Origin of the sequence: Streptomyces sp. NPDC006476 (assembly GCF_040612015.1) — a bacterium.
In the GTDB taxonomy this organism is placed as follows: domain Bacteria; phylum Actinomycetota; class Actinomycetes; order Streptomycetales; family Streptomycetaceae; genus Streptomyces; species Streptomyces griseorubiginosus_B.
This window is the reverse complement of sequence record NZ_JBEXPK010000002.1, coordinates 298,013-321,846: the sequence shown is the minus strand read 5'-3', so window position 1 is coordinate 321,846 and position 23,834 is coordinate 298,013. Positions and strand designations below refer to the sequence as shown.

17 protein-coding genes and 1 tRNA gene are annotated in these 23,834 nt (G+C 70.2%); 7 read left to right on the top strand and 11 right to left on the bottom strand.

All coding sequences use genetic code 11. From position 1 onward, the window contains the following. Positions 1-1,301 precede the first annotated feature (1,301 nt). Genes ABZZ74_RS03565 through ABZZ74_RS03555 form a run of 3 tightly spaced genes read left to right on the top strand, consistent with a single transcriptional unit; the run spans position 1,302 to position 5,339 of the window. Positions 1,302-2,711, top strand: coding sequence for an aminotransferase class V-fold PLP-dependent enzyme (locus ABZZ74_RS03565; protein WP_356761531.1), 1,410 nt, complete (start codon positions 1,302-1,304; stop codon positions 2,709-2,711). After that, positions 2,708-4,138, top strand: coding sequence for a SidA/IucD/PvdA family monooxygenase (locus tag ABZZ74_RS03560; protein WP_356761530.1), 1,431 nt, complete (start codon positions 2,708-2,710; stop codon positions 4,136-4,138). Before ABZZ74_RS03565 ends, ABZZ74_RS03560 begins: the two co-directional genes overlap by 4 nt. Positions 4,139-4,190: 52 nt before the next feature. Continuing rightward, complete coding sequence (locus tag ABZZ74_RS03555; protein ID WP_356761529.1) at positions 4,191-5,339, top strand: GDSL-type esterase/lipase family protein; 1,149 nt, start codon at positions 4,191-4,193, stop codon at positions 5,337-5,339. 38 nt (positions 5,340-5,377) lie between these two features. On the opposite strand, the gene ABZZ74_RS03550 is transcribed toward ABZZ74_RS03555, so the two are convergent. Beyond that, entirely contained in the window at positions 5,378-7,171 is a 1,794-nt protein-coding gene (locus tag ABZZ74_RS03550) for a 5'-nucleotidase C-terminal domain-containing protein (protein ID WP_356761527.1), read from the bottom strand. A gap of 149 nt (positions 7,172-7,320) precedes the next feature. Here ABZZ74_RS03550 and ABZZ74_RS03545 point away from each other — a divergent pair, with 149 nt between their 5' ends. Both ABZZ74_RS03545 and pyk read left to right on the top strand, forming a co-directional pair. Then, positions 7,321-8,040: an SIMPL domain-containing protein gene (locus ABZZ74_RS03545; RefSeq protein WP_356761525.1), complete on the top strand. Its 720-nt coding sequence runs from the start codon at positions 7,321-7,323 to the stop codon at positions 8,038-8,040. Positions 8,041-8,203: 163 nt separating this feature from the next. Continuing rightward, positions 8,204-9,640: a pyruvate kinase gene (gene pyk / locus ABZZ74_RS03540; RefSeq protein WP_356761523.1), complete on the top strand. Its 1,437-nt coding sequence runs from the start codon at positions 8,204-8,206 to the stop codon at positions 9,638-9,640. 8 nt (positions 9,641-9,648) lie between these two features. On the opposite strand, the gene ABZZ74_RS03535 is transcribed toward pyk, so the two are convergent. Next, on the bottom strand, positions 9,649-10,428 hold the full coding sequence (locus tag ABZZ74_RS03535) for a helix-turn-helix domain-containing protein (protein ID WP_356761521.1): 780 nt from the start codon (positions 10,426-10,428) through the stop codon (positions 9,649-9,651). A 107-nt stretch (positions 10,429-10,535) separates the two neighbouring features. Next, positions 10,536-10,610: transfer RNA gene (locus tag ABZZ74_RS03530), tRNA-Leu, on the bottom strand. Positions 10,611-10,710: 100 nt separating this feature from the next. Between ABZZ74_RS03530 and ABZZ74_RS03525 the strand changes: the two genes are divergently transcribed. After that, positions 10,711-11,367 carry a response regulator gene (locus tag ABZZ74_RS03525; RefSeq protein WP_240863162.1) on the top strand — a complete coding sequence of 219 codons (657 nt, stop codon included), beginning with the start codon at positions 10,711-10,713 and terminating at the stop codon, positions 11,365-11,367. 73 nt (positions 11,368-11,440) lie between these two features. On the opposite strand, the gene ABZZ74_RS03520 is transcribed toward ABZZ74_RS03525, so the two are convergent. From ABZZ74_RS03520 to ABZZ74_RS03485, 8 genes are all read right to left on the bottom strand, one after another. Further along, positions 11,441-12,157, bottom strand: coding sequence for an ABC transporter ATP-binding protein (locus ABZZ74_RS03520; RefSeq protein ID WP_133042762.1), 717 nt, complete (start codon positions 12,155-12,157; stop codon positions 11,441-11,443). Continuing rightward, positions 12,154-12,972: an ABC transporter ATP-binding protein gene (locus ABZZ74_RS03515; RefSeq protein ID WP_356761518.1), complete on the bottom strand. Its 819-nt coding sequence runs from the start codon at positions 12,970-12,972 to the stop codon at positions 12,154-12,156. The genes ABZZ74_RS03520 and ABZZ74_RS03515 overlap by 4 nt, the downstream gene beginning before the upstream one ends. A gap of 6 nt (positions 12,973-12,978) precedes the next feature. Beyond that, positions 12,979-14,787 carry a branched-chain amino acid ABC transporter permease gene (locus ABZZ74_RS03510; protein ID WP_356761516.1) on the bottom strand — a complete coding sequence of 603 codons (1,809 nt, stop codon included), beginning with the start codon at positions 14,785-14,787 and terminating at the stop codon, positions 12,979-12,981. A gap of 4 nt (positions 14,788-14,791) precedes the next feature. Next, complete coding sequence (locus ABZZ74_RS03505) at positions 14,792-15,721, bottom strand: branched-chain amino acid ABC transporter permease (RefSeq protein WP_356761514.1); 930 nt, start codon at positions 15,719-15,721, stop codon at positions 14,792-14,794. Between the two features lie 141 nt (positions 15,722-15,862). Then, entirely contained in the window at positions 15,863-17,083 is a 1,221-nt protein-coding gene (locus tag ABZZ74_RS03500) for a branched-chain amino acid ABC transporter substrate-binding protein (protein WP_356761713.1), read from the bottom strand. 229 nt (positions 17,084-17,312) lie between these two features. Beyond that, positions 17,313-17,987: a hypothetical protein gene (locus ABZZ74_RS03495; RefSeq protein WP_356761512.1), complete on the bottom strand. Its 675-nt coding sequence runs from the start codon at positions 17,985-17,987 to the stop codon at positions 17,313-17,315. 93 nt (positions 17,988-18,080) lie between these two features. After that, positions 18,081-18,569 (bottom strand): hotdog fold thioesterase, encoded by a 489-nt coding sequence (locus ABZZ74_RS03490; RefSeq protein WP_356761510.1) that lies wholly within the window; start codon positions 18,567-18,569, stop codon positions 18,081-18,083. 52 nt (positions 18,570-18,621) lie between these two features. After that, on the bottom strand, positions 18,622-20,901 hold the full coding sequence (locus ABZZ74_RS03485) for an FdhF/YdeP family oxidoreductase (RefSeq protein ID WP_356761508.1): 2,280 nt from the start codon (positions 20,899-20,901) through the stop codon (positions 18,622-18,624). Positions 20,902-21,098: 197 nt separating this feature from the next. Here ABZZ74_RS03485 and polA point away from each other — a divergent pair, with 197 nt between their 5' ends. After that, the gene (polA, locus tag ABZZ74_RS03480) at positions 21,099-23,825 is read left to right on the top strand and encodes a DNA polymerase I (protein WP_356761506.1); all 2,727 of its coding nucleotides are present in this window, start codon (positions 21,099-21,101) and stop codon (positions 23,823-23,825) included. The last annotated feature ends 9 nt before the right edge of the window (positions 23,826-23,834 follow it).

Sequence of the window (23,834 nt, the reverse complement as noted above, 5' to 3'; positions counted from 1 at the left end):
GATGCCCCCTCCGAGGTCGGGAGCGCATGCATGGTCGCGGGGCGCATCCCTTGCCGGGTGCCCGCCCCAGGTCCAGGCGACGGACGCATCGTGACCGGGGCGCCGGCAGGGCTGAGGGACGCGGACTCCGGGTCGGGGCGCGTCCAGGACCTGACGGCGCGCGCTTCGTGGCCGGAGCGCCAGCGGGGCTGAGGGAGGCGTACTCCGGGGTGGCGAGTGCATGCCGGGCCTGGCGACGGTCGCTTCGTGGCCGGGGGCCCAGGGCTGAGAGACGCATACACCCGAGCTGGAGGCCCGTCCTGGTCCGGCAACACACTTCGGGCCGAAGCGCTGGCGGGGCTGAGGGACGCATACTCCGGAGTCGGGGGCGCATCTAGGGTCAAGAGACGCGTGCTCCTGGGCCGGAGGCGCGCCCAGGGCAAGGCGACGCGCGCCTCCGGGCCGGAGCGCGTCCCGGGCTGGGTGCGCATCCAAGCCCAGGCAGCGCGCACTCCTGAGTCGAGGTGGGTTCAGGGTTAGGTGGCGCGGGGCCCTGGGCCGGAGGCGCGTTCAGGGCTGGGCGGGGTGTATCTCCGGGCCGGGGTGCGTCCTGGGCCGGGGCTCATCGCAGGCCTGGCGGCGCGCGTTCACGAGTCGAGGTGCATTCAGGGCGGGGCGGCGCGTACCTCCGGGCCGGGGCTCATCGCAGGCCTGGCGGCGCGCATTCACGAGTCGAGGTGCGTTCAGGTCAGGTGGAGCGTGTTCCGGGGCTGGGGGCGCGTCCCGGGTTAGGTGGCGCGGGGCCCGGGGGCGGAGGCGCGTTGAGGGCTGGGCGGGGTGTATCTCCGGGCCGGGGTGCGTCCTGGGCCGGGGCTCATCGCGGGCCTGGCGGCGCGCGTTCACGAGTCGAGGTGCGTTCAGGGTCAGGTGGCGCCTGTTGCGGGCCTGAGGGCGCGTCCCGGGTCAATGGCGCGGGGCCCCCGGGGCTGGGAGCGCGTCCTGGGGCAGGTGGCGCGGGGCCCGGTGCTGGGAGCGTGTCCCGGGTCAGATGGCGCGGGGACGGGGGTGGGAGCGCGTCCCGGGGCGAGTGGCGCATGGTCTGAGGATGGAGCGCATCACGGGGTGGGCGGGGTGCGTTCCGGTGTCAAGGGGGTGGCCGTGGCGGTGGGTTTCGTAGCGGGCGCCACCGCCACCCCGCGCCACCCCTCGGTCGCCTCCCGCCGGGACACCCTTTCGGGTTTCGCTCGTTGAACCTTTCGGGTACGCGCGCTCATCCAGGTACAAGCTGGAACTCCCTCTGCACGCGTGCCCGGGAGGAACCCATGAGCACACCGAGCCTCGCCTCGGGCCCGGAGGGCCCCGACGCGCTGCGGCCGTTGCTCGACACCGTGCTCGGCGCGCTCGCCGACGGCACACGGGCGCGCGGAGGACCCCTCCCCGCCGGCGGGCCCGACGCGGTCGCCGAGCGGGTGCGGGCCGCCGTGGGCGACGTACTGCCGCGGCACGGCGACCCCGACGCCCTGCGCGCCCTCGTCCACGCCCTCGCCGAAGGCTCCGCCGACCCGGCCGACCCCTTGTGCGCCGCCCACCTGCACTGCCCGCCCCTCGCGCTCGCCACCGCCGCCGACCTCGCCGCGAGCGCCCTCAACCCGTCCCTGGACTCCTGGGACCAGGCCCCGGCCGCTTCCGAACTGGAAGCGCTGGTGACCCGCGCGCTGGCAGCCGAGGTCTACGCGAAGGCGCCCGCCACCGGAACACCCACGCCACCCCCGCCCGACGCCCTGGTCACCACCGGCGGCACCGAATCCAACCAACTCGCCCTGCTGCTCGCCCGGGAGATTCTCGGCGCCGGTGTCCGGCTCGTCGTCGGGGCCAACGCCCATCACTCGCTGCCCCGCGCCGCCTGGCTGCTCGGGCTGCCCGAGCCCCTGACCGTCCCCACCCCCGCGGGCGTCCTCGACCCCGCCGCCCTGGACGCGGCCCTCGCCGCCCTCCCCGGACCGCACCTCGTCGCCGCCACCGCCGGCACCACCGACGCGGGCCTCATCGACCCCCTGCCCGAGATCGCCGACGTGTGCCGAGCCCACCGCGCCCGGCTGCACATCGACGCCGCCTACGGCGGAGGCCTGCTGTTCAGCGACCGGCACCGCGACAAGCTCACCGGCCTGGACGCCGCCCACACCGTCACCCTCGACCTGCACAAACTCGGCTGGCAGCCGGTCGCCGCCGGCTTCCTCGCCGTCCGCGAGCCCGACGACCTCGCCGCCCTGCACCAGCGCGCCGACTACCTCAACGCCGACGACGACACCGAGGCCGGCCTGCCCGACCTCCTCGGCCGCTCCCTGCGCACCAGCCGCCGCCCCGACGTCCTCAAGACCGCCGTCACGCTCAAGACCCTCGGCCGCGCGGGCCTCGGCGCGCTGGTCGACCAGGTCTGCGCCACCGCACACGAGTTCGCGGACCTCGTGGCCGACCGTCCCGGCTTCGAGCTGTACGACCGGCCCGTCATCAGCACGGTCCTGTTCCGGCCCGCACACGCAACCGACGCCGCCGTCGCCGCCGTACGCCGAGAACTCCTCCACCGCGGCCGCGCGGTCCTCGGCCGGGCGCGTCCCGACGACGGCCGGCTGTGGCTCAAAGCGACGGTCCTCAACCCCCACACCCGGCCCACCGATCTGGCCGACCTGCTCAAAGCCGTCGAAGAACTCGTGGAAGGACGCCCCCACCGATGAGCAGCACCCCCCACCCCCACCCCCCACACCGCGAGCCCGACGCCCCCCGCGACCTGGTCGGCATCGGCATCGGCCCCTTCAACCTCTCCCTCGCCGCCCTCGCCCACCCCCTCGCCGAACTCGACACCGTCTTCTACGAACAGCGCCCCGGCTTCGACTGGCACCCCGGTCTCCTCATCGACGGCGCCCGCATCCAGGTCCCCTTCCTCGCCGACCTGGTGACCCTCGCCGACCCCGCGAGCCCCTGGACCTTCCTCAACCACCTCAGGGCCCGCGACCGGCTCTTCCCCTTCTACTTCGCCGAGCGCTTCCACATCCAGCGCGCCGAGTACGACGCCTACTGCCGCTGGGTCGCCGACCACCTCCCGGGCCTGCACTTCCGCCACCAGGTCGACGCCGTCCGCTGGAACCCCGAACGCGACGTCTTCGAGGTCGACTTCACCCAGCTCGACGCGGACGGCGAGGCCGAGGCCCTGGGCCGTACCTACACGCGGAACGTCGTCCTCGGCATCGGCAGCGAACCCTACGTCCCCGAACCCCTCAAGCCGCTCGTCGAGGCACCCGCCGTGCCCGTCGTGCACGCCGCCGACTACCTCGCCCACCGCGACCGTCTGCTAGCCGCCGGGCACGTCACCGTCATCGGCTCGGGACAGTCCGGCGCCGAGGTCTTCCTCGACCTGCTGCGCGCCCGCCCCGTCGGCCGCGAGTGCCTGCACTGGCTCGGCCGCACCGAGGCCTTCGCGCCCATGGAGTACTCCAAGCTCGGCCTCGAACACTTCACCCCCGACTACACCCGCTACTTCCACGCCCTGCCCGAAGGCGTCCGCGACCGCCTCGTCCCCACCCAGTGGCAGCTCCACAAGGGCATCGACGCCGACACCATCGCCGCCATCCACGACGAGCTCTACCGCCGCACCCTGCACGGCGGCTGGCCCGACACCGTCCTCACCCCGGGCGTCCGCGTCCGTACCGCGGGCCGCATCGCGACGACCAAGGTCGAGCTCCACCTGGAGCACGTCCAACAGAACACCCGCTCCCGCCTCACCACCGACGCCGTCGTCCTCGCCACCGGCTACCGCGAACGCCCCCTCGACCGCCTCCTGGCCGGTCTCGACCCCTACATGCGCCGCGACAGCCGCGAGCGCCCCCGCGTCGACGACCGCTTCCGCCTCGTCCTCGACCCCGCGGTGACCGGCGCGATCCACGTCCAGAACGCCGAACGCCACACCCACGGCGTCGGCACCCCCGACCTCGGCCTCGCCGCCTGGCGCAGCGCCACCATCCTCAACTCCCTCACCGGGAAGGAGACCTATCCGCTGCCGGCCCGCACGGCCTTCACCACCTTCGGGCTCGAACCGCACCAGCCGCAGATCCCGCAGGCCCGGCAGGCGGCCCAGGTCCTCACCCCGCTGGTCGAGGGAAGGTAAACAACCGGCCCGGGAAGGAAGACCTCCGACGGCGGCGGTGTTGGCTCCGCACATGACCACCACCTGGATCGCAGCCCACCGCTCCGCCGTCATCAACCCGTACGAGGCCTTCCACCTGTTCGAACCCCGCGGCTTCAGCGGCCAGACCGTCCGGCAGTCGGTGCGCCTCGCGGGAGGAGGCGAGGCGCTGCGGGTGCGGCTCAGCAACCGCTACGGCAAGGAGCCCCTGCGCATCGGCGGCGCCCACCTCGCCGTCCGCACCCGGGGCAGCGGCATCGACCCCGCCAGCGACACCCCACTGCGTTTCTCCGGCGCCGGGACGGTCGACGTCCCCGTGGGCGAGGAGATCGTCAGCGATGCGGTCGAACTGCCCGTCAGCGCGGGGGAGGAGCTGACCGTCAGTCTCCATCTGCCGGGCGAGACCGGGCTGAGCACCTACAGCGCGGTGCCCTACGACATCGGTTACGCCGTCCCCGGTGACCAACTGTCCGCCGAAACCCTGGAGGGCGCGGAGGAGTTGCCCCTCGGCCACTACCTCACCGGCGTCGACGTCCTCGCCCCCGAGGGCACCCGGATCGCCGTCGCGTTCGGCGACTCCTGGATCGAGGGCGCCGCCACCACACCCGGCGCCGACAACAGCTTCCCCTCCCAGCTCGGCCGCCGCCTCACCCGAGGCTGGATCGTCAACCAGGGCGTCTCCGGCAACCGTCTGCTCACCGACGAGATCGGCGACCACCTGCTGTCCCGCATCGACCACGACGTCCTTGCCGTCCCGGGCGTCAGCCACGTCCTGATCCACGTCGGCCTCAACGACCTCGGCCTGCCCGGCACCATCGCCTACCCCGACCCCGCCGAGGGCCCCAGCGCCGCCGAGTTCACCGCAGGCCTCACCGCCCTCGCCGACCGGCTGCACCGGGCCGGGCTCACCGTCATCGGATCCACCATCGGCCCCTACCGGGGCACCGTCTACGACGGCTACGACACCGAGGCCGGACAGGCCGTGCGCCGCGAGGTCAACGCCTGGCTGCTCGGCGACGGCCACAGCTTCGACGCGGTCGTCGACGTCGCCGCCGCCGTCGCCGACCCGGACGAACCCGACCGGATCCGCGCCGAGTTCAACGCCGGCGACGGCCTCCACGTCAACGACGCCGGCGCCAAAGCCATTGCCGACGCCATCGACGTAAGCCTGCTGGACCTCTAGAACTGGACCTCTAGAACACGGCGTTCTGAAGACGGGCGTCAGAAGACCGGCGTTCCGGCCCGGGTCAGCTTCCAGTCCACCGACGCGAAGTCCTTCGGGTCCAGCACGCCCTTCGCCGTCACCCACTCCGCGATCCGCGTACGGATCTCCGTCGACTCCGACCACAGCTCCTGCGCGGACGCCACATGCGGGAACGCGCCGCCGCCGTTGGCACGGTAGTTGTTCACCGCCAACACGAACTGCTGCGTGTCCTCCAGCGGGGCACCGGCGTAGCTGAGGTTCCCGATCCGCGAACCGGCCGGCCGGGAGATGTCGATGTCGTACGAAAGGCCTGACACGTAGTCGTAGTTGTAGTCCGGGCGGCCGCCGGCGTTGGTCAGCTTCTCCACGTCCACCACCGCGTCGGCCGCCGTCTGCACGAAGTACTCCGCCGAGTACTCCAGGTACGCCCGCAGCTGAGCACCCGTCAGCAGCTTGGCGACCAGCGTGTTGTCGTACACGTACAGGCTCGACAGATCCCGGATCGTCACCTTGCCGGCCGGGATCTCCGAGGTGCGGGAGAAGGGGGAGGCCTGCGCGACGACGGGCAGCGAGGCGTACGACGTGCCCGCCAGCGCCGCCTTCACCACGTCCTCCTGGACCTTGGTGATCAGGTCGATGATCGGCGCGTCCTCGTAGCGGGCCTCGACCGTCGTGAGCGTCTCGGTCGCCGTGCCGACGACCTGGTTGACGTACTCGACGACCTTCGCGTGCTCGTCCGACAGCAGCTTGGTGATCTTCGGGTCGTCGGCCACGGTGTTGGAGTTCAGCACCTTCGACGAGACCGACTCGACGGTCCAGCGCCCCTTCGCGAAGACCAGCTCGACGTCGAAGACGGACAGCCGCTCCGCGAACGCCAGCGGCTCCGAGAGCACCACCGTCCTGCCCGTGGTGGCGTTGGTGACCTTCAACTCCGGGATCTCCACGTGCGCGTGGCCCACCAGGATCGCGTCGATGTCCGGCACCTGCTGCGCCACCAGCGCCGCCGAGTTCTCCACGTACGGCACCTGGTCACCGTAGGAGGAGGTGCCGGAGGAGCCGCTGTGCGCGGACACGACCACCACGTCGGCGCCCATCGACTTCAGCCTCGGCACCCACTTCGCGGCCTGTTCCTCAAGACCCGGGAACTCCAGCTTCCCCTGCACATACGCCTTGTCCCAGATCGCGATACCGGGATTGGTGAGCCCGAGGACCGCGACCTTCACCGGCGGAAGACCCGGCACAGGGAACTTCTTGATGACGTACGGCGGGAAGGCCGGCCTTTGCGTCCTCGCGTCCAGCGCGTTCGCCCCCAGCAGGGGGAAACGCAGCTGCTTCTCGAAGGCGCGCAGCGTCTCCAGACCGTAGTTGAACTCGTGGTTGCCCAGCGCCGCCGCGTCGTACCCGATCGCGTTCATCGCCTGCGCCATCGGGTGCACCGGGCCGCCCTTCGCGGTGATCGGGTCCACCTTCGCGTAGTAGTACGTCATCGGGGTGCCCTGGATCGTGTCGCCCGCGTCGAGGAGCAGCGTGTTGCAGCGGCCCTTCTCCGCGCGCACCTGGTTCACCAGGGTCGAGACACGGGCCAGGCCCTGGGCGTTGCCGGCCTTGTCGGAGTACTCCGCGTCCTTGAAGTAGTCCCAGTTGAAGACGTGCCCGTGCAGGTCGGTCGTGCCCATGACGGTCAGCGAGTACCGCCGAGGGGCGGGCTTCTGCGCGGCCTCGGCCGCCGGAGCCGCCACCGCGCTCGCCAGCGCCACCCCCGCTCCGGTCGCGGCGGACTTCTTCAGGAACTTCCGGCGGTTCAAGGGCATGTCTGGATCTCCTGGGGAAAAGGTCAACGACACGCGTAGATTCTGACCCGGCCATGGCAAGCGGCAACAGGTCCCGCAGGTTGCGATCTGATGACTCAACTCGCCCTTCCCGAGGCCGTTATCGACCCAGAAGTGACAGAGTGGGGCGCATGACCACCCCTTCGCCGGACGCTCCCCAGCCCGCCGTCCCCTACGGCACCCCCGACGCCCCCCGGATCGCCGTCCGCGGCGAGGCCCGCCTCGAGGTGGACCCCGAGATCGCCCGCATCGGCGTCACCGTCGCCTCCCGCGGCCGGGACCGCCGCGCCGCCCTCGACGACCTCACCCAGCGCAACGCCACCGTCCTCGACCTCGTCAAGAGCTACGGCGACGCGGTGGAACACCTGGAGACCGGCGCCTTCTCCATCAGCCCCGAACTGAAGGAGAAGGGCCGCGGCGAACGAGTCCACGCCTACCACGGACGCGTCCACATCACCGCCGAGCTCACCGACTTCACCGCCCTGGGCGAACTCACCACCCGACTGGCCGACCTCGACCTCACCCGCGTCGACGGCCCCTGGTGGGCCCTGCGCCCCGACTCGCCGGCCTACCGCCAGGCCCGGCAACAGGCGGTGCGGGAGGCGGTGCAACGAGCACGGGAGTACGCGGAGGCGCTCGGCACCTCACTCGCGGCGCTGGTGGAACTCGCCGACATCGGAGCGGAGGGCGCCCCGCCGCCGTACCCCCAGGCCCCCGGCGGCCGGATGCGCTCCATGGCCTACGGGGCGGCCGCCGAGGACACCCCCGCGGCGCTCGACCTCGAACCCCAGCGGCAGCGCGTGAACGCCACGGTCAACGCCCGGTTCACCATGGAACCGCCCCGGCTGTAGGCGTCACTGGAGCAAATCGGCGCGGTACGCCCGGGCCGCTCGAATGCTCATCGGAGCGGCCCCCCGCACAATTCAATACTTGTCAACAGCCCGTCACCCAACGGTTGTTGAGTAGTCATGTCCGCCCAGTTCGCTACCCGCCGGTAAGGCCTAGGCTCGAACCATGCGCCGAGCAAAGATCGTCTGCACACTGGGCCCCGCCACCGACTCGTACGACCAGATCAAAGCCCTGGTCGACGCCGGAATGGACGTCGCCCGCTTCAACCTCAGCCACGGCAGCCACGCCGAGCACGAGGAGCGCTACCAGCGCGTTCGCAAGGCCGCCGACGAGAGCGGCCGCAGCGTCGGACTCCTCGCCGACCTTCAGGGCCCGAAGATCCGGCTCGGCCGCTTCACCGAAGGCCCCGTACTCCTTGAACGCGGCGACAGCTTCACCATCACCGTCGAGGAAGGCGCCGAAGGTGACGGCCACACCTGCGGAACCACCTACTCCGGCCTCGCCGCCGACGTCACCCCCGGCGAACGGATCCTCGTCGACGACGGCAAGGTCTGCCTGGAGGTCACCAAGGTCGACGGACCGCGCGTCCACACCACCGTCGTCGAAGGCGGCATGGTCTCCGACCACAAGGGCCTCAACCTCCCCGGCGTCGCCGTCTCCGTCCCCGCCCTCTCCGACAAGGACGAGGCGGACCTGCGCTGGGCGCTGCGCACGGGCTTCGACGTCATCGCCCTGTCCTTCGTCCGCAGCGGCCGGGACGTCGAGGACGTGCACCGCATCATGGCCGAGGAGGGGCGCCGGCTCCCCGTCATCGCCAAGGTGGAGAAGCCGCAGGCCGTCGACGCGATCGACGACATCGTCGCCGCCTTCGACGGCATCATGGTCGCCCGAGGAGACCTGGGCGTGGAGATGCCCCTCGAACAGGTCCCCATCGTCCAGAAGCGCGCGATCAAGCTGGCGAAGCGCAACGCCAAGCCGGTGATCGTGGCGACGCAGATGCTCGACTCGATGATCGACAACTCCCGCCCGACCCGCGCGGAGGCCTCCGACGTCGCGAACGCGGTGATCGACGGCACGGACGCGGTGATGCTGTCCGGCGAGACGAGCGTCGGCAAGTACCCGATCGAGACCGTCCGCACCATGGCGAAAATCGTCGAAGCGGCCGAGGAGGACATCCTCGCCAAGGGGCTGCCGCCGCTGACCGAGAGCAACAAGCCCCGCACCCAGGGCGGCGCTGTCGCTCGCGCGGCGGCCGAGATGGGCGACTTCCTCGGCGCGAAGTTCCTGGTCGCCTTCACCCAGTCCGGCGACACGGCCCGCCGCCTCTCCCGCTACCGCTCTCCGATCCCCCTCCTGGCCTTCACCCCGGAACCCTCCACCCGCTCCCAGCTCAGCCTCACCTGGGGCGCGGAGACCTTCCTGGGCCCGCACGTCGACTCCACGGACGCGATGGTCGAACAGGTGGACGAGCTGCTGCTGAAGTACGGCCGCTGCGAGCAGGGCGACGTGGTCGTCATCACGGCAGGCTCACCCCCCGGGGTCTCGGGCTCGACGAACATGGTCCGGGTGCACCACATCGGCGAGGACGACAGCCCGAAGTAGGGGGCGGGTCAGTACTTGGGGCCCACGTGGGCGTCCATGAGCGCTACGGATGCCTTGCGGGCGACGGAGACGTTGAAGGGGTCGCTGTCGCGGGCGAGGGTGGTCCATTCGACGCCGACCTTGTCGAGCGTGTCGGTAAAGAGCCTCCGGATGTCGTCGGACTTGTTGGTGAAGAAGTATCGGGGGTATTCGTAGCGCTTGCGTACTCCGGCCACGAGACGGGTCGTCCAGTTGGTGATCCGGCAGCCGTCGGAGTGGATGAGACCGCGGATGAATTCCCAGGGGTACGCGTCGACGATCTCCTGTTGCCAAGCCTCCAGGGCGATCTGACGCTCGTGCTTCTTGCCGGGGCCGTGCTGGGGGAAGAGACAAGGCCAGTGCTTGCTGGCGCTGGCGACGGCGAAGCAGCCCTGCTTCTTCACCCGGAACACGCTGTTGTTCGGGCGCACGCTGCTGAGGGCCCGCTCGCACGCGTCGATGACACCCGGCCAGGCTTGGTCGAGCACAATGCGCATGTAATACACGCCTCGCCGGTGCGCGCTGATGTACCCGTCACCGAGGTACAGACCGAGGAGATAGGCGTACGCGGCCTGGTTGCCCGGTAGGTGCGGTACGTCTTCGCAGCGGGGGCATGGTTGGTGCTTGTGCTGCCGGGGCCGAGGTTCGATACGGCGTTGCCAACTGCGCAAAGTGGCACGGGAGATGCCCGTCTCCTTGCTGGCGGAATTCAGGCTGCGTCCCTGGGTGACGAGAGCGAGAGCTCGTTTGCGTGTGCCCATGTCGTACATGGGGCCACTCTGTGAGAGTGATCGCGGCGACACACAGCAAAAAGCGGATGTTCACGAGAACGGGAACATCCGCTTCTGACTGGCGGACCTTGGAATTGAAGGAAAAGTGCCCCGGGTCGGACTCGAACCGACACTGTACGGGTTTTGAATCCGTTGCCTGCTGCCAATTGGGCTACCGGGGCTCGCAGAATCAAAGGTTGCTCCTGACCCTCCGCGCGTCCACCTTACCGCAGCTAGGTACGCTCTTGTCAGCACCACCCCTGCCCTGACCAAGGAGCCCCCGTGACCTCCCCCGAGTCGCCCCAGCCCGTAGACGCGGCCGATGACGACAAGTCGCACGTGCCTCCGCTGACGACCCGTGTCGTCATCGCCGAGGACGAGGCCCTGATCCGGCTCGACCTCAAAGAGATGCTGGAGGAGGAGGGCTACAGCGTCGTCGGTGAGGCCGGCGACGGTGAGCAGGCCGTCGAGCTCGCCCGTGAGCACAAGCCGGACCTCGTCATCCTCGATGTGAAGATGCCCAAGCTGGACGGCATCTCCGCCGCCGAGAAGATCGCCGAGGAGCGGATCGCCCCGGTGCTGATGCTCACCGCCTTCTCGCAGCGGGATCTCGTGGAGCGCGCCCGTGACGCCGGTGCGATGGCCTATCTCGTGAAGCCGTTCAGCAAGAGCGACGTGGTGCCGGCCATCGAGATGGCGGTGTCGCGGTTCACCGAGCTGAAGGAGCTGGAGAGGGAGGTCGCCGACCTCACGCTCCGGCTGGAGACCCGCAAGCTCGTGGACCGGGCGAAGTCGATCCTGCAGACCGAGTACGGGCTGACCGAGCCAGCCGCGTTCCGGTGGATCCAGAAGACCTCCATGGACCGCCGGATGTCGATGCAGCAGGTGGCGGAGGCGGTCATTCAGGACGCGGACGAGAAGAAGGCGTCCAAGGGCTGACGGCCCAGGAGAGGAGAAGGCCCGCGGCCCTGAGGGATCAGGGGCGCGGGCCTTCGCGTATGCCGCAGAGTGCCTAGTCCTCGCCGAGGTACGCCTTGCGGACCGACTCGTCGTGCAGGAGGTCCTGGCCGGTGCCGGACAGGACGATGTTGCCGACCTCCATGACGTGTCCGTGGTCGGCGAGCGAGAGGGCCGCCTGGGCGTTCTGTTCGACCAGCAGGATCGTCGTGCCCTGGGACTTCAGCTCGACGATGGTCGCCATGATCTTCTGCATCATGATCGGGGAGAGACCCATGGAGGGTTCGTCGAGCATCAGCAGCTTTGGCTGGGACATCAGGGCGCGGCCCATGGCCAGCATCTGCTGCTCGCCGCCGGAGAGGGTGCCGGCGGCCTGCCTGCGGCGCTCTCCGAGGATGGGGAAGAGGTCGTAGGCGCGCTGTATGTCCTTCTCGATGCCCTCCTTGTCCTTGCGGAGGAAGGCGCCGAGCTGGAGGTTCTCCTCGATGGTGAGCCGGGGGAAGATGTGCCGGCCCTCGGGGGAGTGGGCGAGGCCCAGGGCGACGATCTTGTGCGCGGCGACGCCGGTGAGTGGCTTGCCGTCGAACGTGATCTTGCCGGCGCTGGGCTTCAGCAGTCCGGAGAGGGTGCGCAGGGTCGTGGTCTTGCCGGCGCCGTTGGTGCCGATGAGGGTGACGACCTGGCCCGCCTCGACCGAGAAGGAGATGCCCTTGACGGCTTCGATCTTGCCGTAGGCGACGTGGAGGTCCTCGACCTCCAGGAGTGCGGTCACTGGGGGTCTCCCTTGGTGGTGCCGGCGGCCTCGGTCTCCCCGGGGTCGCCGTCGAACGGTTCGCCCAGGTAGGCGGCGATGACGCGTTCGTCGGCCTGGACCACCTCGGAGGTGCCCTCGACGAGCTTTTCGCCCTGGACGAGCACGGCGACGCGGTCGCAGAGGTTGAAGATGAAGCGCATGTCGTGCTCGATGACGAGGACGGCGATGCCCATGTCCCGGATGGCGAAGACGAGTTCTTCGGTGGCCCGGGTCTCCTGCGGGTTCATGCCGGCGGTGGGCTCGTCGAGCAGGAGGAGTCCGGGCTCGGAGGCCAGGGCCCGCGCGATCTCGAGCTTGCGCTGCTCGCCGTAGGGGAGGTTGCGCGCGAGGTGGTCGCGTTTGTGGGCGAGGCCGATGAACTCGAGGAGTTCCATGGCCCGTGCCTCGCTGGCCTTCTCCGCCTTTTTGAAGCCGGGGCCGCGCAGCAGGGCGGACCAGAGGCCTTCCTTGGTGCGGGTGTGGCGGCCGACGAGGACGTTCTCGAGGACCGTCATGTTGGCGAAGAGGCGGATGTTCTGGAAGGTGCGGGCGATGCCGGCCTTGGTGACCAGGTGTGGCTTGGGCGGCAGGACGGTGCCCTGGTAGGAGACGCTGCCCTCGGTGGGGACGTAGAGCCCGGTGAGGCAGTTGAAGAAGGTGGTCTTGCCGGCGCCGTTGGGGCCGATGAGGCCGACGATTTCGCCGCTGTTGACCGTGAAGTCGACCGAGCGGACGGCGGTGAGGCCGCCGAAGCGCATGGTGACGTCGCGGGCTTCGAGTACAGGTGTCGTCATGGTTCGTTACGCCCCTGCCTTGGTGACGGCCGGTTCGTCGGACAGCGTCGTGGTCTCTGGTACGTCGAGTTGGCCGGTCTCGTGGAATTCGAGTTGGCGGCGGCGGTTGGCGATGATGCCCTCGGGGCGGAAGCGCATCAGCAGGATGAGCGCGATGCCGAACGCGAGCAGTGACTTGTCCTGGAGGAAGACGAGCTTCTCCGGGAGCAGGTAGAGCAGGGCGGCACCGAGGATGGGGCCGGCGACGGTGCCCATGCCGCCGAGGACGACGGCGGCCAGCAGGAAGGCCGAGTTGGGCGGGGCGGCGCCGGCGAACTGGTAGGGGTTCGGTACGACGTTGTAGGTGACGTGGGCGCTGACGGTGCCGGCGAGGCCGGCGAGCGAGGCGCCGAGGGCGAAGGCGATGAGTTTGACGCGGAAGCCGTTGATGCCCATGGCGGTGGCGGCGGTCTCGTCCTCGCGGATGGCGATCCAGGAGCGGCCGATGCGGGAGTCGGCGGCGCGCCGGTAGACGGTCACGACGAGGGCCATCACCAGGACCATCAGCAGGTAGTAGTTGGCGAACCGGCCGATGGTGAAGCTGCCGAGGTCGTGGGCCTCGCCGAAGTTGAAGCCGAAGAGCTTCAGGTCGGGGATGGAGGGGATGCCGTTGGGGCCGTTGGTGATGTCGGGGCCGGAGACGCCGTCCATGTTGTTGACGGCGAGGCGGAAGATCTCTCCGAAGCCGAGGGTCACGATGGCCAGGTAGTCGCCGCGCAGCCGCAGGGTGGGCGCGCCGATGAGCACGCCGAAGATGAGGGAGGCGGCGGCGCCGGCGAGGGCGGCGGCCCAGAAGGGGAACTGGACGCCGGAGAAGCGGGAGAACTCGGAGCCGGAGACCAGGGCCGCGGTGTAGGCGCCGACTCCGAGGAAGGCGACGTAACCGAGGTCGAGGAGGCCGGCGAGGCCGACGACGATGTTGAGACCGAGGGCGACGGTGCCGAAGATCAGGATGTTGACGCCGATGTTGGCGTAGTGGTCGTCGGTCTGGGTGAGCGGGAAGGCGATCGCGGCGGCGAAGCCCATGGCGAGGCTGAAGCTGCGGTTCTCGGCGACCATGGCGGAGAAGCGGTCGAGGAGACCGGCGGTGTGCAGCGCCCAGACGGTGAAGATCAGGACGATGAGGAAGCCGATGAAGATCTCGCCGTACTGGGTGTCGATGCCGTAGGCGAAGACGCCGAGGCCGAGGGCGGCCACGATGGTGATGATCAGGCGCTGGATCCAGGGGGAGACGGGCTGCGGCGCGGGGATCGCGTCGGGCTTGGCGATGTACGCCTTGAGGGTCTCCTTGGTCGTCTCGCCGGCTTCCTGGGGGAGGGCGAAGGCGCCGATGACGGGGATGAGTGAGGCGACGATGGCGATGTAGGTGCCGGGTTCCCAGTTGGCGAGGCCGCCGAGTTTGGTGGCGATCTCGATGGCGGTGAACCAGGTGACGCCGAAGCCGCCGAGGGCGGTCAGGACGAGGGGCGCGTTGTTGCGGGCGGGCAGCAGCCAGCCCAGGCCGCGGACGCCGTAGGAGGCGAGCGCGAAGACGGCGGTGAGGACGCCGGCGACGAAGGTCATCCACTGCAGGCCGCCGGGGTAGCCGTAGACGGTGAGGTCGCCGGGGAAGTCGCTGGTCCAGGTCCAGGCGAGGAAGGCGGAGGCCGCGGTGGCGATGCCGCCGAGCAGGAGCAGGGCGCGGGCGGCCGGCAGGGGTAGGCCGATGAGGCCGCGGGTCGCGGTCGCGGGGGTGGCGTCCGAGGGCGGGGTGGCGGGGGTCTTGGTCTCGGTCATGTCATCACGCCCTGTCCGCGACGCGCTCGCCCAGCAGGCCTTGTGGCCTGAACAGGAGCACGAGGATGAGGAGTACGAAGGCCCAGACGTTGGCCCAGCTCTGGCCGCCGAGCTGCTGCATGCCGGGGATGTCGCTGATGTAGGCGGAGGCCAGGGTCTCGGCGATGCCGAGGACGACGCCGCCGAGCATGGCGCCGTAGATGTTGCCGATACCGCCCATGACGGCGGCGGTGAAGGCCTTGAGGCCCATCAGGAAGCCCATGCGGTAGTCGATGTTGCCGTACTTCAGGCCGAACGAGACCGCGGCGACGGCGGCGAAGAAGCCGCCGATGGCGAAGGCGACGACGATGATGCGGTTGGTGTCGATGCCCATGAGTTGCGCGGTGTCCGGGTCCTGGGCGGTGGCCTGCATGGCGCGGCCGGTGCGGGACTTGCGGACGAACCAGGCGAGGGAGGACATGCAGACGATGGCCGCGCAGACCAGGAAGATGTCGGCGTCGGTGATGTCGACGGAGCCGATGCTGTGGGTGGCGTCCAGGCTGGGGAAGGCGCGGGACTTGTCGGCGCCGGGGTAGAAGTTGCGGACCAGTTCCTGGAGGGTCAGGGAGAGGCCGATGGCCGTGATGAGGGGCGCGAGGCGTGGTGCGTGCCGTAGCGGTCGATAGGCGAATCGTTCTGCCCCGACCGCGACGAGGACGGAGACGATGCCACCACCGATCAGCATGAGGGGGACTGCGGCCCACATCGAGGTGCCGTCGGGCAGGATGTAGACGTAGACCGTGAGGGCGCCGAACGCCCCGGTCATGAAGATCTCGCCGTGTGCGAAGTTGATGAGCTGGACGATGCCGTACACCATCGTGTAGCCGATGGCGATCAGCCCGTACATCGAGCCTAGGAGCAGCCCGTTGGCCAGCTGCTGCGGCAGAGTGTGCACCGCATGGCCTCCATGTCGCTGGTGGTCGTATGCACTGGTCGTGTGCCTGGGGTGAATGTGAGAACGGGCCGCGCGGTCGGGGTCCTCCTTCCGCGCGGCCCGTGGTGCGGTGTTTCCGGGGCTGGGGTCAGCCGCTGAAGATCAGCCGTTGAACGTGCCGGTCTTCACGGCGACCCACTTGCCGCCCTTGACCTGGTACACGGTCAGCTGCTTGTTCTGGGTGTCGCCGTACTGGTCGAAGGAGACCTTGCCGGTGATGCCGTCGAAGTCGGACTTCTGGACGGCGTCGACGACCTTGGAACGCAGGTCGTCGCTGGCGGGCAGCTTGCCGCCGTTGGCGTCCTTGACGGCCTTCACGGCCTTGATGATGGCGGTGGCGGCGTCGTAGGAGTAGGCGCCGTAGGCGCCGTAGTCGCCCTTGTAGCCCTTGGACTTGTAGGTGCTGATGAAGCTCTTCGCGGCCGGCAGGGTGTCCGCGGGGACGCCGACGGAGGTGGCGAGGTCACCCTCGGCGGCCTTGCCGGCGGTCTGGATGTAGGTGGTGGCGTACATGCCGTCGCCGCCCATGAGCGGGATGTTGACCTTGGCGCCCTTGAGCTGCTTCGTGATCTTCTCGGACTCGTCGTACTGGCCGCCGTAGTAGACCATGTCGGCGCCGGAGGCCTTGATCTTGGTGACGAGGGAGCCGAAGTCGGTGTCGCCGGTGTTGACGTGGTCGGTGCCGGCGACGCTGCCGCCCAGCTTCTTGAACGCGCCGTTGAAGATGCCCGCGAGGCCGGCGCCGTAGGTCTGCTTGTCGTCGACGATGAAGGCCTTCTTCTTCTTGAGGCCGTTCCAGGCGTAGTCGGCGGCGAAGCTGCCCTGCAGCGCGTCCGTGGTCGCGGTGCGGAAGTACGTCTTGTACGGCCGCGACTTGCTCGTCTGCCAGTCCTTGCCCTGGGTCAGGGTCGGGTTGGTGTTCGAGGGGGAGATCTCGACCATGTTGGCCGAGTTGAACACCTGCTGCATGGACTGGGCGACGCCGGAGTTCAGCGGGCCGACGGCGCCGACGACGGAGGCGTCGCCGACCAGGGCCGTGGCGTTGGACTGGCCGGTGGCGGGCTGGGCCTTGTCGTCCAGGGGCTTGACCTTGAACTTGACGCCCGGGACCCAGTTGTTCTTGTTGGCGTCGTCGACGGCGATCTGGACGCCGTACTGGATGCCCAGACCAGTGGTGGAGTTCTCACCGGACAGCGGCGCGTCGACGCCGATGGTCAGCGTGGTGCCGGAGCTGCTGCCACCGCTTTTGTTGCCGTTGTCCCGGGAGCCGCAGGCGGTGAGGGTCAGAGCTCCGGTGGTCAGGACGGAGGTCAGAATCACCAAGGAACGCTTACGCACAATCAGTCCTTTCCGCAGCACCTCCGCCCCTGTGGGGGGCGTCGGGTGCCGCGCATGTACCGAACTCCCGATGGAGCGGTGACTGGCCGTGACTCTAAGCCCGGTCTGTACGCATGAGCATCGCCGTGCGCTGGCTTGTGACTTTCTTGTTATGACGTGGTGCACACAGGGGTCGGGGGAAGGGGACTCTCAGCCGTTTTGGCGGAATTTCCGTTCAGTCCGCATTCTGAGAACCTGCACTTCCGCTTGGCCGTGAGGGCAGCGGGGCGGGGGAGCGGTCGCAGGCCTTGTGAAGCACCGCGGAAAGGTCTTGGGAGTATGCGCCGTCGAAGATGAAGCTGTGGTGTTGTATTGCGCGCGTGTTACGGAGCGTTACGTCAAGAAATGGTAGGTCCGCATCGAGCGGGAGGCCGGAGCAGTCGGTCACGGAAATCCTCACCGTCACTCGCCTGGTGGTGCCCGCGGGGACGGTGAAGGCGGGTTCCGGAGTGACCCGTGCGTCGAGTCCGGCGAAGGCGGCGTCGACGACGGACAGGGTGACGGGCGGGCAGCTGTCGACCCGGACCGCGAAGCGGAACAGGCCGCTGCGGGGGCCCGGGGGCGTGGCGGGGCCGAGGTAGTGCCAGCCGGTGACGTTCGCCGGGAAGGGGACCGGGGCGGCCGCCGGGACGGCCCGGTCGGGGCCGGCGCCGGGGGCCAGGAGCACGGCGGCGAGGCCGGCCGCGGTGAGGGCGGCGGCCGCGAGTGCGGCTCCCCGGACGCGCGGTGACAGGGCGCGCCAGCGGTCGAGTGCCTGATCGCTGAGGCGGGGCGCGTCGGCGCCGATCACGTCGTGGACGTCGCCCGTCTCGGCCGGCCCGACGGGTTCGACCGGCCCTGTGCCGCTCATGACCGCAGCCTCATGGGAGAACGGTAGGTGAGCGGGGTGGGCCGGGAAAGGTGCCGACGGCGACCGGGCCGGCCGGCACCGGCCCTCGCCCGGTCAGCCGGTGGCGCCCACGGGTGCCCCGTCGCCCCCGCGGACGTCCCGCAGCAAGCAGGTCAGCCGGGCGCTGCACACCCGCCGGCCCTCCTCGTCGCTGATCACGATCTCGTACGTGGCCGTCGAGCGCCCCCGGTGCAGTGGGGTGGCCACGCCGGTGACCAGGCCGGAGCGCACGCCCCGGTGGTGGGTGCAGTTCAGGTCGACGCCGACCGCGAGCTTGGAACTGCCCGCGTGCAGCATCGAGCCGACCGAGCCCAGTGTCTCGGCGAGCACGGCGGACGCGCCGCCGTGCAGCAGGCCGTAGGGCTGGGTGTTGCCCTCGACGGGCATCGTGCCGACGACGCGGTCCGCGGAGGCCTCGACGATCTGGACACCCATCCGGGTGCCGAGGTGCCCGGCGGAGAACAGCGCGGGGAGGTCGACGCCGAGTGCCGCGTACTCGTCGATGACCTCCTGCGGGAACGTCACGTGCTGCTGCTCGCCCATGGGCCAGGCTCCGTTCGTCGTGATCAGTCGTGCAAGCCGACTGAGCAAACGCTCAGTCGGTTGCCGATTGTTCCAGACGTACGACGACGGACTTGCTGGCCGGGGTGTTGCTGGTGTCGGCGGTGTGGTCCAGCGGGACCAGGACGTTGGTCTCCGGGTAGTAGGCGGCCGCACAGCCCCGTGCCGTCGGGTAGTGCACGACCCGGAAACCGGGCGCCCGCCGCTGCACCCCGTCCTTCCACTCGCTGACCAGGTCGACGTACGACCCGTCGGCCACTCCCAGCCGCCGCGCGTCCTCGGGGTTGACCAGCACCACCCGGCGGCCGTTCCTGATGCCCCGGTAGCGGTCGTCGAGGCCGTAGATCGTGGTGTTGTACTGGTCGTGCGAGCGCAGGGTCTGCAGCAGCAGCCGGCCCTCGGGCAGCTCCGGGTGCTCCACGGGAGCCGCGGTGAAGTTGGCCTTGCCGGTCTTCGTCGGGAAGCGGCGTTCGTCGCGCGGGGCGTGCGGGAGGGTGAAGCCGCCGGGGCGGGCCACGCGCGCGTTGAAGTCCTCGAAGCCGGGCACCACTCGCGCGATGCGGTCGCGGATCGTGGCGTAGTCCTTCTCGAACTCCTCCCACGGCACCACGCTGGTCTCGCCCAGCACGCGGCGTGCCAGCCGGCAGACGATGGCCGGCTCGGACAGCAGTTCCCGGCCCGCGGGCTCCAGGCGGCCGCGGGAGGCGTGCACCATGCCCATGGAGTCCTCGACGGTCACGAACTGCTCGCCACTGCCCTGGAGATCGCGCTCGGTGCGGCCCAGGGTCGGCAGGATCAGCGCACGCGCGCCCGTGACGGTGTGCGAGCGGTTCAGCTTGGTCGACACGTGCACGGTGAGGCGGGCGCGGCGCATGGCGGCTTCCGTGACCTCGGTGTCGGGAGTGGCGGCCACGAAGTTGCCGCCCATGGCGAAGAACACCTTCGCCTCGCCGTCCCGCAGCGCGCGGATGGCCCGTACGACGTCGAAGCCGTGCTCGCGCGGGGGCGCGAAGCCGAACTCCTGCTCCAGGGCGTCGAGGAAGGCGGGCGCGGGCCGCTCGAAGATGCCCATGGTGCGGTCGCCCTGCACGTTCGAGTGGCCGCGCACCGGGCACACGCCCGCGCCGGGGCGGCCGATGTTGCCGCGCAGGAGCAGGAAGTTGACCACCTCGCGGATGGTCGGCACGGAGTGCTTGTGCTGGGTCAGGCCCATCGCCCAGCACACGATCGTGCGCTTCGAGGCGAGCACCATGTCCAGGGTCTTTTCGATCTCCGCGCGCGTGAGGCCGGTCGCGGCGAGCGTCTCGTCCCAGTCGGCGGCCTTGGCCGCGGCGGCGAACTCCTCGTAGCCGTGGGTGTGTTCGCGCACGAACTCCTCGTCGACCGCGCCGTCCGTCTCGAGGATCAGCTTGTTCAGGAGGCGGAAGAGGGCCTGGTCGCCGCCGATGCGGATCTGCAGGAACAGGTCGGTGAGGGCGGCGCCCTTGAGCATGCCCTGCGGGGTCTGGGGGTTCTTGAACCGCTCCAGACCCGCCTCGGGCAGCGGGTTGACGCTGACGATCCGCGCCCCGCCCGCCTTGGCCTTCTCCAGGGCGGAGAGCATGCGCGGGTGGTTCGTGCCCGGGTTCTGGCCGGCCACGATGATCAGGTCGGCCTTGTAGAGGTCCTCCAGCAGGACGCTGCCCTTGCCGATGCCGATCGTCTCCGTCAGGGCCGAGCCGGACGACTCGTGGCACATGTTCGAGCAGTCGGGCAGGTTGTTGGTGCCCAGCTCGCGCGCGAACAGCTGGTAGAGGAAGGCCGCTTCGTTGCTGGTGCGCCCGGAGGTGTAGAAGACGGCCTCGTCCGGGGAGGACAGCCGGGCGATCTCCTCGGCGATGATGTCGAAGGCCCGCTCCCAGCTCACCGGCTCGTAGCGGTCGCCTCCCTCGGGGAGGTACATGGGGTGCGTGAGGCGTCCCTGCTGGCCCAGCCAGTAGCCGCTGCGGGTCGCGAGGTCGGCGACGGTGTGCGCGGCGAAGAACTCGGGGGTGACCCGGCGCAGGGTGGCCTCCTCGGCCACCGCCTTGGCGCCGTTCTCGCAGAACTCCGCCGTGTGCCGGTGCTCCGGCTCCGGCCAGGCGCAGCCGGGGCAGTCGAAGCCGTCCTTCTGGTTGACCCGCAGCAGGGTCAGCGCGGTGCGCTTCACGCCCATCTGCTGCTGGGCGATGCGCAGGGTGTGCCCGATGGCGGGCAGGCCGGCCGCCGCGTGCTTCGGCTCGGTGACCTGCGGCGCGTCCTGAACCGGATCGCCCTTGGGCGGCTTTGTTGCCATCGCTGAGTCTCCTTCACCGGCACCCGTGCCCTACACATCCGATCCTCGCACGCACCGGCGACAACGAGGCCGCCGGGTTTGCCGAGGACAGCGGCAATGGTTGCGCATTGAGCAATCGTTGCGGAAGAGGCAACACCGTCCAGGTCGTGACCGTCGATGGCGGCCGACTGTCAGTGGGGCGTGGCAGGATCGGGGACGTGGCAGAGACAGCATCGAAGAAGACCGAGACGTCCCCCGGCGGCGACCGCCCCCGCCTCATGCTCATGGACGGGCACTCGCTGGCGTACCGCGCGTTCTTCGCGCTGCCCGCGGAGAACTTCACGACGGCGACGGGCCAGCCGACGAACGCGATCTACGGCTTCGCGTCGATGCTGGCCAACACCCTGCGTGACGAGGAGCCCACGCACTTCGCGGTGGCCTTCGACGTCTCCCGCAAGACCTGGCGCTCCGAGGAGTTCACGGAGTACAAGGCGAACCGCTCCAAGACCCCGGACGAGTTCAAGGGTCAGGTCGAGCTGATCGGCGAGCTGCTGGACGCGATGCACGTCTCCCGGTTCGCCATCGACGGCTTCGAGGCCGACGACGTCATCGCCACTCTTGCCACCCAGGCCGAGGCCGAGGGCTTCGAGGTGCTGATCGTCACCGGCGACCGCGACTCCTTCCAGCTGGTCTCCGAGCACACCACGGTGCTGTACCCGACGAAGGGCGTCTCCGAGCTGACCCGGTTCACCCCGGAGAAGGTCTTCGAGAAGTACGGGTTGACGCCCGCCCAGTACCCCGACTTCGCGGCCCTGCGCGGCGACCCGTCCGACAACCTGCCGGGCATTCCCGGAGTCGGCGAGAAGACGGCGGCGAAGTGGATCAACCAGTTCGGCTCCTTCGCCGAGCTGGTCGAGCGCGTCGACGAGGTCAAGGGCAAGGCCGGCCAGAACCTCCGCGACCACCTGGAGGCCGTCAAGCTCAACCGCCGGCTGACCGAGCTGGAGCGGCAGGTCCAGCTGCCCAAGGCGGTCACCGACCTGGAGCGCCCCGCGTACGACCGCAAGGCCGTCGCGATGATCCTGGACACCCTGGAGATCCGTAACCCCTCCCTGCGCGAGCGCCTGTTCGCCGTCGACCCGGGGGCCGAGGAGGCCGAGTCGACCCCGATCACGACGGACGGCGTGGAGCTGGACGGCACGGTCCTCGGCACCGGAGAGCTCGCCCCCTGGCTGGCCGAGCACGGCACCGGCACGCTCGGCGTGGCCACCGTCGACACCTGGGCGCTCGGCACCGGCTCGGTGGCCGAGGTCGCGCTCGCCGCACCCGCGGGACCGGCCGCCTGGTTCGACCCCTCCCAGCTGGACGAGGCGGATGAGACGGCCTTCGCCGCGTGGCTGGCCGACGCCGGCCGGCCGAAGGTCTTCCACAACGCCAAGGGCGCGATGCGCGTCTTCGCCGAGCACGGCTGGAGCGTCGACGGTGTCTCCATGGACACCGCCCTCGCCGCCTACCTGGTCAAGCCGGGCCGCCGCTCCTTCGACCTGGACGCCCTCTCGCTCGAGTACCTGCACCGCGAGCTCGCCCCCGCCGCGGCGGCCGACGGCCAGCTGGCGTTCGGCACGGACGACGGCGCCGAGGCCGAGGCCCTGATGGTCCAGGCCCGCGCCGTCCTCGACCTGGGCGAGGCCTTCGAGGGCAGGCTCCAGGAGGTCGGCGCCGCGGACCTGCTGCGGGACATGGAGCTGCCCACCTCCGCCCTGCTGGCCCGGATGGAGCGGCACGGCATCGCCGCCGACCGGGCCCATCTGGAGGCCATGGAGCAGATGTTCGCCGGGGCCGTCCAGCAGGCGGTGAAGGAGGCGCACGCGGCGGCCGGGCACGAGTTCAACCTCGGCTCCCCCAAGCAGCTCCAGGAGGTCCTCTTCGGCGAGCTGGCCCTGCCGAAGACGAAGCGGACCAAGACCGGCTACACCACGGACGCCGACGCGCTGGCCTGGCTGGCCACCCAGACGGACAACGAGCTGCCGGTGATCATGCTCCGCCACCGCGAGCAGGCCAAGCTCCGGGTCACCGTCGAGGGCCTGATCAAGACCGTCGCGACGGACGGCCGGATCCACACCACCTTCAACCAGACCGTCGCCGCGACCGGCCGGCTGTCCTCCACCGACCCGAACCTGCAGAACATCCCGGTCCGCACCGACGAGGGCCGCGCGATCCGCCGCGGCTTCGTGGTGGGCGACGGCTTCGAGTCGCTGATGACCGCCGACTACAGCCAGATCGAGCTGCGGGTGATGGCGCACCTCTCCGAGGACGCGGGCCTCATCGAGGCGTTCACCTCCGGCGAGGACCTGCACACCACGGCCGCCTCGCAGGTGTTCGCCGTCGAGCCCGGCGCGGTCGACGCGGAGATGCGCCGCAAGATCAAGGCGATGTCGTACGGCCTGGCGTACGGGCTGTCGGCCTTCGGCCTGTCCCAGCAGCTGAACATCGACGCGGGTGAGGCGCGGGCCCTGATGGACGCGTACTTCGAGCGCTTCGGCGGCGTCCGGGACTATCTGCGCCGGGCGGTCGACGAGGCGCGGGCGACGGGATACACGGCGACCCTCTTCGGCCGCCGCCGCTATCTGCCCGACCTCAACAGCGACAACCGGCAGCGCCGTGAGGCCGCCGAGCGGATGGCCCTCAACGCGCCGATCCAGGGCACGGCGGCGGACATCGTCAAGATCGCCATGCTGAAGGTGGACGACGCGCTGCGCGAGGCCGGCCTGAAGTCCCGCATGCTCCTGCAGGTCCACGACGAAATCGTCCTGGAGATCGCCCCTGGCGAGCGCGCGGCCACGGAGGAGATCGTCCGCCGCGAGATGTCCGACGCCGTCCACCTGAACGTCCCGTTGGGCGTCTCGGTGGGCGCGGGCCCGGACTGGGAGTCGGCGGCGCACTAGCCTGCGGCG

What these genes read in the sequence shown, in the direction of transcription:
- ABZZ74_RS03565 (WP_356761531.1), top strand. Translation starts at nt 1,302, where the DNA reads ATGAGCACACCGAGCCTCGCCTCGGGCCCGGAGGGCCCCGACGCGCTG.
- ABZZ74_RS03560 (WP_356761530.1), top strand. Translation starts at nt 2,708, where the DNA reads ATGAGCAGCACCCCCCACCCCCACCCCCCACACCGCGAGCCCGACGCC.
- ABZZ74_RS03555 (WP_356761529.1), top strand. Translation starts at nt 4,191, where the DNA reads ATGACCACCACCTGGATCGCAGCCCACCGCTCCGCCGTCATCAACCCG.
- ABZZ74_RS03550 (WP_356761527.1), bottom strand. Translation starts at nt 7,171, where the DNA reads ATGCCCTTGAACCGCCGGAAGTTCCTGAAGAAGTCCGCCGCGACCGGA.
- ABZZ74_RS03545 (WP_356761525.1), top strand. Translation starts at nt 7,321, where the DNA reads ATGACCACCCCTTCGCCGGACGCTCCCCAGCCCGCCGTCCCCTACGGC.
- pyk (WP_356761523.1), top strand. Translation starts at nt 8,204, where the DNA reads ATGCGCCGAGCAAAGATCGTCTGCACACTGGGCCCCGCCACCGACTCG.
- ABZZ74_RS03535 (WP_356761521.1), bottom strand. Translation starts at nt 10,428, where the DNA reads ATGTACGACATGGGCACACGCAAACGAGCTCTCGCTCTCGTCACCCAG.
- ABZZ74_RS03515 (WP_356761518.1), bottom strand. Translation starts at nt 12,972, where the DNA reads ATGACGACACCTGTACTCGAAGCCCGCGACGTCACCATGCGCTTCGGC.
- ABZZ74_RS03510 (WP_356761516.1), bottom strand. Translation starts at nt 14,787, where the DNA reads ATGACCGAGACCAAGACCCCCGCCACCCCGCCCTCGGACGCCACCCCC.
- ABZZ74_RS03495 (WP_356761512.1), bottom strand. Translation starts at nt 17,987, where the DNA reads ATGAGCGGCACAGGGCCGGTCGAACCCGTCGGGCCGGCCGAGACGGGC.
- ABZZ74_RS03490 (WP_356761510.1), bottom strand. Translation starts at nt 18,569, where the DNA reads ATGGGCGAGCAGCAGCACGTGACGTTCCCGCAGGAGGTCATCGACGAG.
- ABZZ74_RS03485 (WP_356761508.1), bottom strand. Translation starts at nt 20,901, where the DNA reads ATGGCAACAAAGCCGCCCAAGGGCGATCCGGTTCAGGACGCGCCGCAG.